Raw genomic sequence first — 14524 nt, forward strand, 5'->3', positions numbered from 1 at the left:
CTAGGTGGCCGCGGTGAGGCGGTCGGGGGCCGCCGGGCCGGCCGCGGCGGTGTCCAGGGGGATCTCGACGACCTCGACGTTCTCCACGACCCCGACCTCGACCGTCCGCCGGCTCCGGCGGCTCAGCGCCACCGCCGTCATCGGTACGGCGACGATCAGCAGCCCGACCGCGAGGACCGCGCCCATGACCGGGAACCCGGCCTGTGCCGACAGAACGCTCCCGGTCATCGGGCCCGCCGCCGTGCCCAGCGACGACGCCGAGCCGACGAGGACGGCCCAGCGGCCGCGGGTGTCGAGGGAGGCGGCGAGGCCGATGAGGTACGACAGGACGATCGGGTAGAAGGTGTTCCAGGCGATCTCACCGGTCGCGAAGGTCGTCAGGTCGGTGGCGGACGCACTGAGCGCGATGCACGCCGCGATGACTGCCGTACCGGCGCCGATGGGCAGCGCCTTGCCGAGGCGCGGGCCGAGCGCGCCCGCCCCGGTCACGCCCAGCAGGCCCGCGCCGAGCCCCACGGCGAACACCGCGCCGACCGTGGTCTCGGTCAACTGCGCCTGCGTCAGACCTATTCGGCCGCTGACGCCCCAGAGGGAGTTCTGGGCGAGCGACCAGCACAGCATGCAGGCCGCGAGGGTCAGGCCGTGGCGCAGGTGGGGGAGGCCGGAGCCGTTCCAGCCGGGCTGGTGCGACGTGGCCGTGGCGGCCGGGAGCCGGCCCGTCAGTGGCCATACGGCGAGCGCGGTGAGCGCGATCGCGGCCAGCGGCTGGCCATGGCCCGGGCCGAGGTGCGGCACCGTCAGATAGACGCCGCCCGCGAGGGCGGAGACGCCGAGCAGGCCGAGCGTGGTGGCCCGGTGCGGGTCCGGCTGGGCGGCTATGCGGGTGGCGGCGACCGCGGTGGCAGTACCGGATCCGAAGCCGCCGATCATCACGCCCAGGACGACGGACGGTACGGCGTGCGCGAGCGCTGCCACGCCGTAGCCGAGGACGGCGAGCGTGAGGCCGGTACGGGCCAGCCTGCGCGCCCCGATCCGCTCGACGCGCGAGGCCAGCAGGAAGCCCGCCGAAGCCGAACTCAGCAGCAGTGCGCTGCCGACGGCGCCGGCCTGGGTGGGGGACAGCGGAAGACCGGAGTCGAGCCTGCCGACGACCGTCGGCAGCAGATATGGAGCGAGGTACCCGGCCGTGAAAAGGGCGACGAGGGGCCAGGGAGTGGTGCGAGGGGCGAACACGGGCGTTCCCAGGGCATGCGAAAGGAGCGGCTCAAGAGGGGGAGGGGCGCAGGCCGTCGACGGACAGGAACGCGCGGAGAATTTGTATCAAGCACATGGTTCGGAGAAGAAGCGCGGGGGGTGTGATCTGGCGCACGTTGTGTTTGGGGCGGGGAAGGCCGGGTAAAAGAGGGCTTTCCTGAGGGCGTCAGGTCAGGCAATCGGCGCTAGCGCCAGTGCACCGACCCGCCCGCCGCAGGCGCCGTCGCCTCGATCTTTGCCCTGACCTCGCGCATCACTGCGACGATCCGCTCCTCGTGTCCCGCCGACAGTCGTGCCACCGGCACCGAGCAGCTGATCGCGTCCTGGGCCGGGGAGTCGTAGCGCAGGGCGAAGCCGAAGCCGACGATGCCGGGGACGCCCTCCTCGCGGTCGATCGAGTAGCCGCGCGCCCGCACCTCGGCGAGGTCGGCGGCGAGGGAGACCCGGGTGGTGTGGGTGTGGGCGGTGAAGGGCTCGTACGGGCCCTCGGGGAGGTCGTCGTCGGGGCGCTCGGCGAGCAGTGCCTTGCCCAGCGCGCCCACGTGCGCGGGGAGCCGGCGCCCGACTCGGCTGATCGTCCGCAGGTACTCGTGCGACTCGCGCGTCGCCAGATACGCCACGTCCCGGCCGTCCAGCCGCGCCAGGTGGATCGTCTCGCCCAGCGCCTCCGACGCCTCGTCGAGATACGGGCGTACGGCGCGCACGCGCGGGTCGGAGTCGAGGTAGCTGGTGCCGGTGAGCAGGGCGTGGATGCCGATGCCGTAGAGGGAGCCGGTGACGTCCGTGCGGACCCAGCCGCGGGAGATCAGGGTCTGCAGCAGCGCGTACATGGAGCTGCGCGGCACGTCCAGTGCGTCGGCCAGCTCCTGGAGGCGTGCGGGACGGTCGCCGCGCGCGGCGAGGAGCTCCAGCAACTCCACCGTGCGCGCCGCCGACTTCACCTCGCGGACGCCGCCTGTCTCTGACATGGGGCGATGGTAATCGGAGCGCCTCGGAAAGTGCCTCGGAAGCGCCTCGGATCGGCCGTGGCATTGACGGTCACGGTTCGCGTATCTAATCTCGATTCTCATACATGGATGACATCTACATGGGGAGATGACGAAGGTGAGCCTCGATACGGACCGGGTGAGCCTCGATACCGACACGACCCGGCGCTTGCGGGACGGCATGGCGCACGGCGTGCTGTCGTTCCCCCTCACGAGCTTCCGCGAGGACGGCTCGCTGGACCCGGACGGCTTCCGCGCCCATGTCGTCGCCCAGGCCGCCACCGAACCCGGCGCCGTCTTCCCCGCCTGCGGCACCGGCGAGTTCTTCTCGCTCGACGAGGACGAGTACCGGCAGGTCGTGTCGATCGCCGTCGAGGAGACGGGCGGACGGGTGCCGGTCGTCGCCGGGATCGGGTACGGCTGGGCGCAGGCCGCACGGTTCGCGCGCATCGCCGAGGAGGCCGGCGCCGACGCCCTCCTCGTCCTGCCGCACTACCTCGTCGCCGCCCCGCAGGACGGACTGGTCGCCCAGCTGGAGCGGATCGCCGCCCGCACCCGACTCCCGCTCATCGCCTACCAGCGCGGTCAAGTCGCCTTCACCGCCGACTCGTTGCGGCGGATCGCCCGCATTCCGAACGTCATCGGCCTCAAGGACGGCCACAGCGACCTCGACCGGCTCCAGCGCCTCACCCTGGCCGCTCCCGAGGGCTTCCTCTTCTTCAACGGGGCCGCCACCGCCGAGATCCAGGCCCGCGCGTACGCCGCCGTCGGCGTCCCGGCCTACTCCTCCGCCGTCCACGCCTTCGCCCCCGAGATCGCGAACGCCTTCTTCGCCGCACTCCAGGGCGGCGAGCACGGCACCGCCGACAAGCTGCTGCGCGACTTCTACGTCCCGCTCGTCGAGCTCCGCGACCGGGTGCCCGGATACGCCGTGTCCCTGGTGAAGGCGGCGGCCCGGCTGCGCGGCCGCTCCGTCGGCCCCGTACGCGCCCCGCTCACCGACCCGTCGGCCGGTGACCTGGCCGACCTCCGCGCCCTCCTCGCCACCGGACTCGACCTCGTGGGAGCCGCCCTGTGAACCTCACGATCACCGATGTCCGTCTGACGCCCATCCTGGTCGCCGACCCGCCGCTGCTGAACACCCAGGGCGTCCACCAGCCGTACACACCCCGCCTGATCGTGGAGGTCGTGACGGCCGACGGGATCACCGGGGTCGGCGAGACGTACGGCGACACCAAGTACCTGGAGCTCGCCCGGCCGTTCGCGCGAAAGTTGATCGGCTGTCAAGTCAGCGATCTCAACGGGCTGTTCGGGGTCGCGGACGAGGTGGCCGTCGACCGGTCCCGGGTGTCCGGACAGGTCGACGTGGGCGGGCTGCGCGGGGTCCAGACCGCCGACAAGCTGCGGCTGTCCGTCGTCTCCGGCTTCGAGGTCGCCTGCCTCGACGCCCTCGGCAAAGCACTCGGGCTGCCCGTGCACGCGCTGCTCGGCGGCAGGGTGCGCGACGCGGTCGAGTACAGCGCGTATCTCTTCTACAGGTGGGCCGACCATCCGGCGGGCGTCGCGGCCGAGAAGGACGACTGGGGCGCCGCCGTCGACCCGGCCGGGGTCGTCGAGCAGGCGCGGAGGTTCACGGAGCGGTACGGGTTCACCTCCTTCAAGCTCAAGGGCGGTGTCTTCCCGCCGGACGAGGAGATCGCCGCCGCACGGGCACTCGCGGAGGCCTTTCCCGGGCATCCCCTGCGCCTCGACCCCAACGGGGCCTGGTCCGTCGAGACCTCGCTGAAGGTGGCGCGGGAGCTCGGGGACGTCCTGGAGTACCTGGAGGATCCGACGCCGGGTACGGCCGGTATGGCCGAGGTGGCCGCGCGCAGCGGGGTGCCGCTGGCGACCAACATGTGCGTGACGACGTTCACGGAGATCAAGGAGGCCTTCACCAAGGACGCCGTGCAGGTCGTGCTGTCCGACCACCACTACTGGGGCGGACTGCGCAACACCCGGCAACTGGCGGCGGTCTGCCGCACCTTCGGCGTCGGGGTGTCCATGCACTCCAACACCCATCTGGGCATCTCCCTGGCCGCGATGACGCACGTGGCGTCGACCGTCCCGAACCTCCACCACGCCTGCGACTCCCACTACCCCTGGCAGTCCGAGGACGTCCTCACCGAGCGCCTCACCTTCGAGGGCGGCAAGGTCGCCGTGTCGGACGCGCCCGGCCTGGGCGTCGAGCTGGACCGCGACCGGCTCGCGGAGCTGCACCGGCGGTGGCTGGATGACGACGGCTCGCAGCGGGACCGGGACGACGCGGCCGCGATGCGGGTGGCCGAGCCCGGCTGGGTCACGCCGTCGGTGCCTCGCTGGTAGCGGCTCGGACAGGATCGCGGTGGCGTTGTCGGTGGGGTGGTGCAGACTGGCCAGATCAGCACCACGTCAGGGAGCGCACCGTGACCACGCCCACCGCGCCGACCGGAAAGGGAGCCTCGCCCCAGAGGCCGTCGTCCAGAGCAGGAGGGCCGTATCGCCGGGCCCAGGTCGACCCCCTCGTCGGCCTGCGCACGGCCGCCGACCCGCCGTGGGACGTGTATCTCACGGGCACGGTCTTCCTCGACATCATCTTCACCGGCCTCGACTCCGCCCCGGTGCGCGGGACGGAGTCCTGGGCGCGCGGCATGGGGTCGAGCCCCGGCGGTGTGGCGAACATGGCCACCGCCCTGGCCCGCCTCGGCCTGAAGACGTCGCTCGCGGCGGCCTTCGGCGACGACCACTACGGCGAGTACTGCTGGGATGCGCTGGAGCACGGCGAGGGCATCGACCTCTCGCCGTCGCGCACGGTGCCGGGCTGGCACTCGCCGGTGACGGTCTCGATGGCGTACGAGGGGGAGCGCACGATGGTCTCCCACGGCCACGAGCCGCCTCCGGAGGAGCCGGCGCCGGACTGCCCGCCCCGTGCGCGGGCCGCCGTGGCCTCCCTGGTGCCGGGGACGCGTGCACCCTGGATCGCGCAGGCCGCGCGCAAGGGGGCCCGGATCTTCGCCGATGTCGGCTGGGACGACACGGGGGCGTGGGACCTGGCGGGGCTGGCCGATCTGGAGTATTGCGAGGCGTTCCTGCCGAACGCGCAGGAGGCCATGCGGTACACCGGCGCCGACTGCCCGCGCGAGGCGGCCCACGCCCTGACCGAGCACGTCCCCGTCGCGGTCGTCACCCTGGGCGCGGAGGGCGCGTACGCGGTGGACAGCAGGACCGGGGAGACGGCTGTCGTCCCCGCGATCGCCGTGGAGGCCCTGGACCCGACCGGCGCCGGTGACGTCTTCGTGGCCGGCTTCGTCGCCGGCACCCTGGCCGGCTGGCCGCTGGCCGACCGGCTGGCCTTCGCGGGCCTCACGGCCGCCCTGTCCGTGCAGGAGTTCGGCGGCTCCCTGTCGGCCCCCGGCTGGGCCGAGATCGGCGCCTGGTGGCGCCAGGTCCAGTCCCTCGACCGGCAGGACCCCGAGGCCCTGCACCGGTACGCGTTCCTGGCGGATCTGGTGCCGCAGGATCAGGGCAGACCCTGGCCGCTGCGGCGGGCGGTGCCGACGATCGGGTTCCGCCGGTCGGCGTGACGGTCAGCCGGGCGTGGCCGGCGTGAGCACCACGAAGTCCGCGTTCGACGGGTCCACGCACACCGCGAGCCGGCCCACGCCCTCCGCGTCCTCCGGTCCCATCTGCACACTGCCGCCGTTCTCGGTGACCTTGGCGACCGCGGCGTCGCAGTCGGTCACGTTGAACACCGGGTGCCAGTACGGCCGCCCGCCCGCCAGCACCAGATTCTCCACGGGGAGCTCCATCAGGCCGCCCTGCATGCGCTCCTCGGGCTGTCCGGCCGGGGTGATGAGGGTGTACGCGCCCCCGCCGCCCGGCATCGGCATGTCGCTGAACTGCCAGCCGAAGACACCGCTGTAGAACTCCTTCGCGCCCGCGGCGTCGGTCGTGTACAGCTCCGTCCACGACAGCGAACCCGTCTCGTCCGCCAGCTCGAAGCCCGAGTTCTTCCCCGGCTGCCAGACGGCGAACTGGCCGCCCAGCGGGTCGTCGTACTGCGCCATCCGTCCCCAGTCGTCGAGGTCCCGCGGAGGCACCCGCACCGTGCCGCCCGCGCCCTGCACGGCCTGCGTCGTGGCGTCCGCGTCGGTGACGGTGTAGTAGATCATCCAGGCCGAGCGGGCGCCCTCCTCGGTGAGCTTGCCGAGCCCGGCGACGGTCTTGCCGTCCTTCTTGAACATCCCGCCTTCCATGTCGCCGCCCTCGCCCATGGACTCGTACTCCCAGCCGAGCACCGCGCCGTAGAAGGCCGCCGCGGCCCGGACGTCAGGGGCGCCGAGGTCGAGCCAACAAGGGGAGCCGGGAGCGAGGTCAGTGGTGATCATGACGAGTCCCTTCGCCGATCCGCTACGACCTCAGCGTGACACCCGGCACTGACAACCGCCCGTCGTGGCCCGACGGGATGCCGTGCCGGCCGGCTCTCGTTACGATCCGGCCATGAGCGACGACGAGCCTCACGACCGGCAGGCGCTCGCCGCCGTCGCGCACGACTGGGCGGCGGCGATGGTCTCCAACGACCCCGCGCGGATCGCGGATTTCATGACCGACGACTGGGCCATCGTCTCCGAGTCGGGCATCTCGACCAGGGAGCAGTTTCTGTCGTTCGTCGAGTCCGGCGACCTGACCCACTCGTCGTTCCAACTCGTCGGCGAGCCCAGGATCCGGCTGCTCGGCGACTCGGCGGTCGTGACGGTACGCATCACGAACACCGCCCACTACAAGGGCGAGCGCTTCGACGCCGACGAGTGGACGACCGACGTCTTCGTACGGCGGGACGGCCGCTGGCGCTGCGCGCTCAGCCACATCACCCCGGCGGCCCGGACCTGAACCGCCGGGAGGCCGAGGGCCTCCTGAAACTCCCGGGACGGCGAGGGGTTCCTGAACCTCAGCCCGCCGTCACCGTCGTACGCACCGCCCCGTCCGGCCCCGCCACCAGCACCGGCGTCTGCGGTCCGCCGAGATCCCGTACCGCCGCGCGGTCCTCGTCCGAGGCGCCCTCGGCCTCCGTCACGACCGCCGCCGCCTCCAGCGACTTCGCGCCCGACGCCACCGCCATCGCCACCGCCGTGCGCAGCGCGCTCAGCTTCAGGGAGTCCAGGGCGACCGTCCCGGCGACATAGGTGCGGCCGGTCTCGTCCCGTACGGCCGCACCCTCGGGCACGCCGTTGCGGGCCCGCGCGGAACGGGCCAGGGCGACGATCTTGCGGTCCTCGGGGTCGAGCGCGCTGTTGTCGGTCATGACCTGAGCATACGTAGCGGCGCCCGTGCTAACCGGCCACGGGGTACATGGCCCCGCGCCGCCCCTCCGGGGAGGCCAGCCACTGCAGCTTCGCCGCCGTGTTCGCCTCGTCCAGCGGCGTGTGCAGGACGATCGACAGGTCGGGCCGCACCGGCATCTGCATCACGCTCGACTCCATGCACAGCAGCCCGACGAGCGGATGGTCCAGCTCCTTGCGGATCTGCCCGGCGTCCTCGATGTCCCGCCGCTCCCACAGCGCGGTGAACTCCGGGCTGGACGCCTTCGCCTCGGCCAGCACGGCCTGGAAGCCCTCGTCGTCGGGAGAGGCCGAGCACACCGCACGGAACTGCGCCACGACCGTCCGGGCGTTCTGCTCCCAACTCCTCGAACGCGACCGGTACATCGGGTCCGTGAAGAAGTCGATCAGGCAGTTCCACCGCTTGCCGGGCCGCATCCCGAGCACGGTCGCGGCGGCGTCGTTGTAGAGCACGCCGTTGTAGTAGCGGTCCATGATGTGCGCCGGATACGGCATCCACGCGTCGATCAGCCGCCGCAGCCCGTCGCACATGTCCCGCTTCTCGGGCGCCACTTCGGGAGCCGGCGGATTCAGCCCGGCCAGCAGATACAGATGCCGGCGCTCGGCGTTGCTCAGCCGCAGCACCCGGCCCACCGAGTCCAGCACCTGCGGCGACACGGAGATGTCCCGCCCCTGCTCCAGCCACTGGTACCAGGAGGCGCCCACTCCGGCGAGCACGGCGACCTCCTCGCGCCGCAGCCCCGGCGTACGGCGCCGCGCCCCGCCGCCCGGCAGTCCCGCCTCGCCCGGTGTGACCCGGGCCCGCCTGCTCATCAGGAACTCGCGCAGCTCGCGCCGCCGATGACTCTTCAGCGCGCTCCCGGACACGTCGGACACGTACGGATCCCCCTCATCCCGGTGGCTGGTGGTGCCACCACCAGGACAACTTCCGGCTCCCCACGGCTATTCCGGCGCCCGCAGGCTCTTGCCCATGGCGATCGACACCACCACCACTCCCACTGCCACACCCACCCCACCGCTCGGCACCCCCCGGTCCCCCCGGATGTCGACGCGCGACAAACTCGTCCTGTTCGTCCTGTGCGCCGCCCAGTTCATGGTCGCGCTCGACTTCTCCGTCCTGAACGTCGCCCTCCCCGTCCTCGGCGCCGACCTCGGCATGAGCCCCTCGGCGCTGCAGTGGGCGGTGACGGCGTTCGCGTTGCCGTCCGGCGGCTTCCTGCTCCTCTTCGGCCGCATCGGCGATCTGTACGGCCGCCGCAGGCTGTTCCTCACCGGACTCGCCCTGTTCGCCGCGGCCTCGGTGCTCGCGACGTTCGCCTGGGACCCGGCGTCGTTCCTCGCGGGGCGCGCCCTGCAGGGTCTCGGCGCCGCGTTGATCGTCCCGACGGGCATGTCCCTGCTGACCACCACCTTCGCCGAGGGCCCCGCCCGGGACCGTGCCCTCGGCATCTCCGGGACGCTGATGTCCCTCGGCTTCACCGTCGGCGTGGTCGCGGGCGGCGTCCTGACCGACGCGCTCGGCTGGCGCTCCACGATGGGTCTGCTCGCCGTCTTCGCCCTGGTCGTGCTGCCGCTCGCGCCCGGCCTGCTGCCCGAGTCCCGCACGCCGGACCGCCCGCACCTCGACGTGCCCGGCGCGATCACCGTCACCGGCGGTCTGCTGGCCCTGATCTACGCCCTCACGACGGCCGCCGACGACGGCTTCGCCCGCGCCGACGTCATCGCGACCCTCATCGCGGGCCTCGCGCTCCTGGCGACTTTCGCGGTCGTCGAGTCCCGCACCGCGTCACCGCTCGTCTCCCTGCCCATGCTGCGCCGCCGTACGGTGGCATGGGGCAACCTGGGCGGTCTGGTCACCTTCTCGATGATGTCGACGGTGGTCTTCGTCCTCACCCTGTACCTGCAGGAAGTGCTCGGTCTGTCGGCCTGGGAGACGGGTCTGGTCTTCGGCGTGCAGGGCGTCATGTCGGTGATCGCCGGCTCGCTCACGCCGAGGTTCATCAGCCGTCTCGGCGCGCGCCGCATCCTGGTCGTCTCGCTCGCCGGCCAGGGCGCCTTCGGCATAGCCCTGCTGTTCCTGAACGCGCACGTCTGGTCCGTCTGGCTCGTCACGGCCGCCGTCTCGCTGGCGAGCATGTTCCACCTGGGCGCGATCATCTCCTACGGCCTGACCGTGACCTCCGGCGTCCCCGACGAGGAGCAGGGTCTGGCCACCGGCCTGGTCACCTCGACCCAGCAGGTCGGCATCACGATCGGCATCCCGCTGCTGGGCGTCCTCGCGACGACCTCCGGTGACCTGCTCTCCGGCACCCGCACGGTCCTGGCGCTCGACGCGGCGATCGTCCTGGCCGCCGCGGCCCTGATCGCCGTCGGCCTGCGCACCGGGCGCACGGCCGGATCGGGCGAGAGCGGCTCAGGGGCGGTCGAGGCGGAGCCGGTCGGCTCGCGGTAGGCCGGCCACGACCAGGTCGTACGAGTCCTCGACGAGCTCCCGGACGAAGCGGTCCGGGAGCTCGCCGTCGACGGTCACCGTGTTCCAGTGCCGTTTGTTCATGTGATAGCCGGGGACGATGAGCCCCGGGTACTCGCCGCGCAGGCGGACCGCGTCCTCCGGGTCGCACTTGAGGTTGACCGTCAGGGGCCGCGCGTCCAGGTTCGTCAGGGCGAACAGCTTGCCCAGCACCTTGAAGACCGAGGTTTCCGGATTGAACGGGAAGTCCTCCACGGTCGCGTTGAAGGACAGGCAGAACGCGCGCAGCTCCTGAGGTTTCACTCCGTCACTCGACCTTCGTCTCCTCGCCCGGGCGGCCGACCGGACCCACCGGCTCCACCAGCACGGTCACGATCTTGTTCCGGCGGCCGGCCGCCGCCTCCGCGGTCAGGCGGAGTTCCCGGGCGTCCGGGAGCTCGACCAGGGACGACGCCCCGGCGATCGGGACGCGGCCGAGTGCCTTCGCCAGCAGCCCGCCGACCGTCTCGACGTCCTCGTCGTCGTATTCGTCGAGGCCGTACAGCTCACCGAGGTCGGTGATGTCGAGGCGGGCGGTGACGCGGTAGCGGTCCTCGCCGAGCTCCTCCACGGGCGGCAGCTCGCGGTCGTACTCGTCGGTGATCTCGCCGACGATCTCCTCGAGGATGTCCTCGATGGTGACGATGCCGGCGGTGCCGCCGTACTCGTCGATGACGACGGCGACGTGGTTGCGGTCCTTCTGCATCTCGCGCAGCAGGTCACCGGCGTTCTTGGTGTCCGGTACGAAGACGGCGGGCCGCATCGCCGTGGAGACCAGCTCGCTCTCCGCGTCCCGGGAGATGTGCGTCTTGCGGGCCAGGTCCTTCAGATACACCATCCCGACCACGTCGTCCTCGCTCTCCCCGACGACCGGGATACGCGAGAAACCGGAGCGCAGGGCGAGGGTGAGGGCCTGGCGGATGGTCTTGTACCGCTCGATGACGATCAGGTCGGTGCGCGGGACCATCACCTCGCGCACCAGAGTGTCGCCCAGCTCGAAGACGGAGTGCACCATCCGGCGCTCCTCGTCCTCGATCAGCGACTCCTTCTCGGCGAGGTCGACCAGCGCCCGCAGCTCCGCCTCGGAGGCGAACGGGCCGCGGCGGAAACCCTTGCCGGGCGTGAGCGCGTTGCCGATGAGGATCAGCAGAGGGGGGATCGGCCCCATGATCCGCGCGAGCGGCAGCAGCACGTACGCCGCCGCCGTCGCCGTGTTCAGCGGGTGCTGGCGGCCGATGGTGCGCGGGGAGACACCGACGGCGACGTACGACACCAGCACCATGACCGCTATCGCGACCAGGAGGGCCTCGGTAGTGCTGTCGAACTCCTGCAGGCAGGCGTAGGTGACTAGCGCGGCGGCGGCCATCTCGCAGGCCACGCGCACCAGCAGCGCCACGTTCAGATAGCGGGTCGGGTCGGCCGCGACGAGCGCGAGCTTCTCGCTGCCGCGACGGCCGCTGCGTACGGCCTCCTCGGCGCGGAAGCTGGAGACGCGCGCCAGGCCGGCCTCCGCGCAGGCGGCGAGCCAGGCGACGACCACCAGGGCGATCGCGCCGGAGACGAGGGGGAGGCTCATGACACGGTCGGGGCCGGGGAGGGGCCGGTCAGGCCCTTCTCCGTACGCCAGCCGTCCACGATGGCGGCCTGCAGGCCGAACATCTCGGCCTTCTCGTCGGGCTCCTCGTGGTCGTACCCGAGGAGATGCAGCACGCCATGGACGGTGAGCAGCTGGAGCTCCTCGTCCATGGAGTGCTGCGTGGGCGCCTCGGTCCCCTGCTTCGCGGCGACTTCGGGGCACAGCACGATGTCACCGAGGAGCCCCTGCGGGGGCTCGTCGTCGTCCTTCGACGGCGGCCGCAGCTCGTCCATGGGAAAGGACATGACATCCGTCGGACCGGGCAGGTCCATCCACTGGATGTGCAGCTGCTCCATGGCGTCGGCGTCCACGACGATCACCGAGAGCTCGGAGAGCGGGTGGATGCGCATCCGCGCGAGGGCGTAGCGGGCGATGTCGAGGATCGCCTGCTCGTCGACCTCGGTTCCGGACTCGTTGTTGACGTCGATCGACATGGTCGCGCTGATCTACTTCCGTTTGTTCCGGGCGCCCTTGTGGGTGCCGTTCTCCGTGCCGTTCACGCTGTCGTACTTCTCGTACGCGTCGACGATACGGCCGACCAGCTTGTGCCGGACGACATCGTGGGACGTGAGCCGGGAGAAGTGGACGTCGTCGAGGCCCTCCAGGATCTCCTGGACCTGACGCAGTCCCGACTTGGTGCCGCTCGGCAGGTCGACCTGCGTCACATCACCCGTGATCACGATCTTCGAGTCGAAGCCGAGGCGGGTGAGGAACATCTTCATCTGCTCGGGCGAGGTGTTCTGGGCCTCGTCGAGGATGATGAAGGCGTCGTTGAGCGTGTTGTGCGTGAGCAGGTAGTCCTGGGTGACGTAGAGAGAGTCCTCGGCCGCAACCTGGATGCATACGGTCTCCTCGCGGCCTGCCGGCTCGATGCTGTCAATGAAGCGCATCGGGCGTCCGCCGCCTCCGGCCGCGTGGTATTTCTCGCGCTTGCGGGCGAGGCGGAAAGGCTCGACGCCTTCGGGGAGGCGGATGTCGATGACGTGGGCGTCGCGGTTGAAGGTGACGTCACGGCCGTTGGCCCTGCCCGGCTTGCGTCCGGCAGCGGCGCGACGGCGGCGGCTGTACGCGACTCCGCCCAGGGACTGGACCAGTGCGATGACATCGTCGCGGAGCGGAATCGACGTCGTCGAGTACTGGATTCGGCACGAGCGGTCTGCCTGGGTGACCGGACCGCCGTCGGAGTCGAGCAGACCCTGGAGGACTGCCAGCCGTACCCCGGCAGCGTTGTGCAGGTAGTCGTCGGGTACGAACTTGGAGTGCGAGCGGGTGCGCAGCAGATCCAGCTCACGCAGGATCCGGGTGACCGGATTCTCCAGAGTGACCACGTCACCAGGACTCTTGATCCGGTTGAGGACGTAGTCGGGTCCACTGCGGTGGCGCACGGCGACGCCCGGGAGCGCGGCTTCCAGGGCCACGGCCAGTTCTGGGTCCGCTGTCGCGAACGAGGGCGTGGTGGAGCCCGTGAGGCAGCCGTCACCGAGGAGAAGCCCGAGCGCGTACGGATCCATGGGAACTTCGCGCTCGGGGTGGGCAACCGGAGCGGTGAGCATAGGCAACTCGAACCGCCTGGCATGTCCGGCACGGAGATTGCCGATCATCTCCCGGGTCTCCAGGACTCGCCACGGCTTGTCGCGGCGCTGGTCGTCGCGCGTCCTGACCGTCCACAGGTGCTCGGCGCAGCACAGGGTCCAGGAGCCGTCCTGGGCCGTGACGCGGTAGATGTCCCGCTCGCCTTGTGGGTAGACACCGAGGACCGGCGTCGGCTCACCATTCGAGCCGATGACGAGGTCACCGACCTGAAGGTCACCGATGGGACGCCAACCGTCCGGGGTCAGGACGTTGGTGAACGTCGGCTGGGCACGGCCTCTCATGTATGCCAGCGGTGCCACCTCGATCGTCCCCGCAGCCATCAACCGAGGAATCGAGTCCGGGTCCAGCATGTCGTGCAGCGCGTCGTACAGCGGACGCAGGTACGGGTCGATCTTCTCGTAGAGCGTGCCCGGGAGGAATCCCAGCCGCTCGCCGGCCTCGACCGCCGGGCGGGTCAGGATGATGCGGTTGACCTGCTTGGACTGGAGGGCCTGGACGGCCTTGGCCATGGCCAGGTAGGTCTTGCCGGTGCCGGCGGGTCCGATGCCGAAGACGATGGTGTGCTTGTCGATCGCGTCGACGTAGCGCTTCTGGTTGAGCGTCTTGGGGCGGATGGTGCGGCCGCGCGAGGACAGGATGTTCTGTGTGAGCACTTCGGCCGGGGTCTCCTGGCCGTCGCCCTCCCCGTTCTCACTCGCCCGCAGCATGGCGATCGAGCGTTCCACTGCGTCCTCCGTCATCGGCTGTCCGGTGCGGAGCACCAGCATCATCTCGTCGAACAGGCGCTGGATGAGGGCGACTTCAGCGGCGTCGCCGACCGCGCTGATCTCATTGCCCCGGACGTGGATGTCGGCCGCCGGGAAGGCCTTCTCGATCACACGCAGCAGGGAGTCGCCGGACCCCAGAACGGTCACCATGGGGTGCTGGGCGGGGACGGTGAACTGTGCTCTCGCCTGCCCCTGCGCGGGTGTGTGAGCTGTGGGTGTCTGAGTCATGGGCCGGCTCGTAGGCCTTGCTCGTCCTCCTCGAAACGACTCGCCCGCCACGTGGGCGGTCTGGCGTTTTCCAGAGTACGCCGGGGGACTGACAAGCCCGTAGGCCTTTTCCCCACGGCCCGGCTCCGCCGCAGGTCACCGTACCTGGGGGCGGCCGCCCCCAGACGCCCGCTTCGGCCTGAACGGCCTCGTCC

Annotated in this window: 14 protein-coding genes; 5 read left to right on the forward strand and 9 right to left on the reverse strand. The window is 71.2% G+C overall.

What is annotated here, in order from left to right; genetic code table 11:
- Complete coding sequence (locus ACWGDB_RS10025) at positions 1-1233, reverse strand: MFS transporter (RefSeq protein ID WP_453821996.1); 1233 nt, start codon at positions 1231-1233, stop codon at positions 1-3.
- A gap of 206 nt (positions 1234-1439) precedes the next feature.
- Positions 1440-2222 carry an IclR family transcriptional regulator gene (locus tag ACWGDB_RS10030; RefSeq protein ID WP_453821997.1) on the reverse strand — a complete coding sequence of 261 codons (783 nt, stop codon included), beginning with the start codon at positions 2220-2222 and terminating at the stop codon, positions 1440-1442.
- A 127-nt stretch (positions 2223-2349) separates the two neighbouring features.
- On the opposite strand from ACWGDB_RS10030, the gene ACWGDB_RS10035 reads away from it, so the two are divergent.
- The 3 genes from ACWGDB_RS10035 to ACWGDB_RS10045 all read left to right on the forward strand — a co-directional run bounded on the left by ACWGDB_RS10035 (position 2350) and on the right by ACWGDB_RS10045 (position 5842).
- Positions 2350-3318: a 5-dehydro-4-deoxyglucarate dehydratase gene (locus ACWGDB_RS10035; RefSeq protein ID WP_453821998.1), complete on the forward strand. Its 969-nt coding sequence runs from the start codon at positions 2350-2352 to the stop codon at positions 3316-3318.
- The gene (locus ACWGDB_RS10040; RefSeq protein WP_453821999.1) at positions 3315-4604 is read left to right on the forward strand and encodes a glucarate dehydratase family protein; all 1290 of its coding nucleotides are present in this window, start codon (positions 3315-3317) and stop codon (positions 4602-4604) included. Before ACWGDB_RS10035 ends, ACWGDB_RS10040 begins: the two co-directional genes overlap by 4 nt.
- An 80-nt stretch (positions 4605-4684) precedes the next feature.
- Positions 4685-5842: a carbohydrate kinase family protein gene (locus ACWGDB_RS10045; RefSeq protein ID WP_453822000.1), complete on the forward strand. Its 1158-nt coding sequence runs from the start codon at positions 4685-4687 to the stop codon at positions 5840-5842.
- A gap of 3 nt (positions 5843-5845) precedes the next feature.
- Here ACWGDB_RS10045 and ACWGDB_RS10050 read toward each other — a convergent pair whose 3' ends face one another.
- Complete coding sequence (locus ACWGDB_RS10050; protein WP_453822001.1) at positions 5846-6646, reverse strand: VOC family protein; 801 nt, start codon at positions 6644-6646, stop codon at positions 5846-5848.
- 112 nt (positions 6647-6758) lie between these two features.
- Between ACWGDB_RS10050 and ACWGDB_RS10055 the strand changes: the two genes are divergently transcribed.
- On the forward strand, positions 6759-7148 hold the full coding sequence (locus ACWGDB_RS10055) for a nuclear transport factor 2 family protein (RefSeq protein ID WP_453822002.1): 390 nt from the start codon (positions 6759-6761) through the stop codon (positions 7146-7148).
- A gap of 58 nt (positions 7149-7206) precedes the next feature.
- Here ACWGDB_RS10055 and ACWGDB_RS10060 read toward each other — a convergent pair whose 3' ends face one another.
- Positions 7207-7560 carry a cytidine deaminase gene (locus ACWGDB_RS10060; RefSeq protein WP_453822003.1) on the reverse strand — a complete coding sequence of 118 codons (354 nt, stop codon included), beginning with the start codon at positions 7558-7560 and terminating at the stop codon, positions 7207-7209.
- Positions 7561-7588: 28 nt separating this feature from the next.
- Positions 7589-8410, reverse strand: a complete 822-nt coding sequence (locus tag ACWGDB_RS10065) for a helix-turn-helix transcriptional regulator (protein ID WP_453822173.1) — start codon at positions 8408-8410, stop codon at positions 7589-7591.
- A 157-nt stretch (positions 8411-8567) separates the two neighbouring features.
- On the opposite strand from ACWGDB_RS10065, the gene ACWGDB_RS10070 reads away from it, so the two are divergent.
- The gene (locus tag ACWGDB_RS10070) at positions 8568-10049 is read left to right on the forward strand and encodes an MFS transporter (RefSeq protein WP_453822004.1); all 1482 of its coding nucleotides are present in this window, start codon (positions 8568-8570) and stop codon (positions 10047-10049) included.
- On the opposite strand, the gene ACWGDB_RS10075 is transcribed toward ACWGDB_RS10070, so the two are convergent.
- The 4 genes from ACWGDB_RS10075 to ACWGDB_RS10090 are packed head-to-tail and all read right to left on the reverse strand — an operon-like array spanning position 10011 to position 14330.
- Positions 10011-10370 (reverse strand): MmcQ/YjbR family DNA-binding protein, encoded by a 360-nt coding sequence (locus tag ACWGDB_RS10075; protein WP_453822005.1) that lies wholly within the window; start codon positions 10368-10370, stop codon positions 10011-10013. The two genes, ACWGDB_RS10070 and ACWGDB_RS10075, sit on opposite strands and share 39 nt — an antisense overlap.
- A gap of 4 nt (positions 10371-10374) precedes the next feature.
- Positions 10375-11682 carry a hemolysin family protein gene (locus tag ACWGDB_RS10080; RefSeq protein ID WP_453822006.1) on the reverse strand — a complete coding sequence of 436 codons (1308 nt, stop codon included), beginning with the start codon at positions 11680-11682 and terminating at the stop codon, positions 10375-10377.
- Positions 11679-12176, reverse strand: a complete 498-nt coding sequence (gene ybeY, locus ACWGDB_RS10085) for an rRNA maturation RNase YbeY (protein ID WP_369270954.1) — start codon at positions 12174-12176, stop codon at positions 11679-11681. The genes ACWGDB_RS10080 and ybeY overlap by 4 nt, the downstream gene beginning before the upstream one ends.
- Before the next feature lie 12 nt (positions 12177-12188).
- Entirely contained in the window at positions 12189-14330 is a 2142-nt protein-coding gene (locus ACWGDB_RS10090) for a PhoH family protein (RefSeq protein ID WP_453822007.1), read from the reverse strand.
- Positions 14331-14524: the final 194 nt, after the last annotated feature.

The sequence above is a fragment of the Streptomyces sp. NPDC055013 genome, from assembly GCF_053608645.1.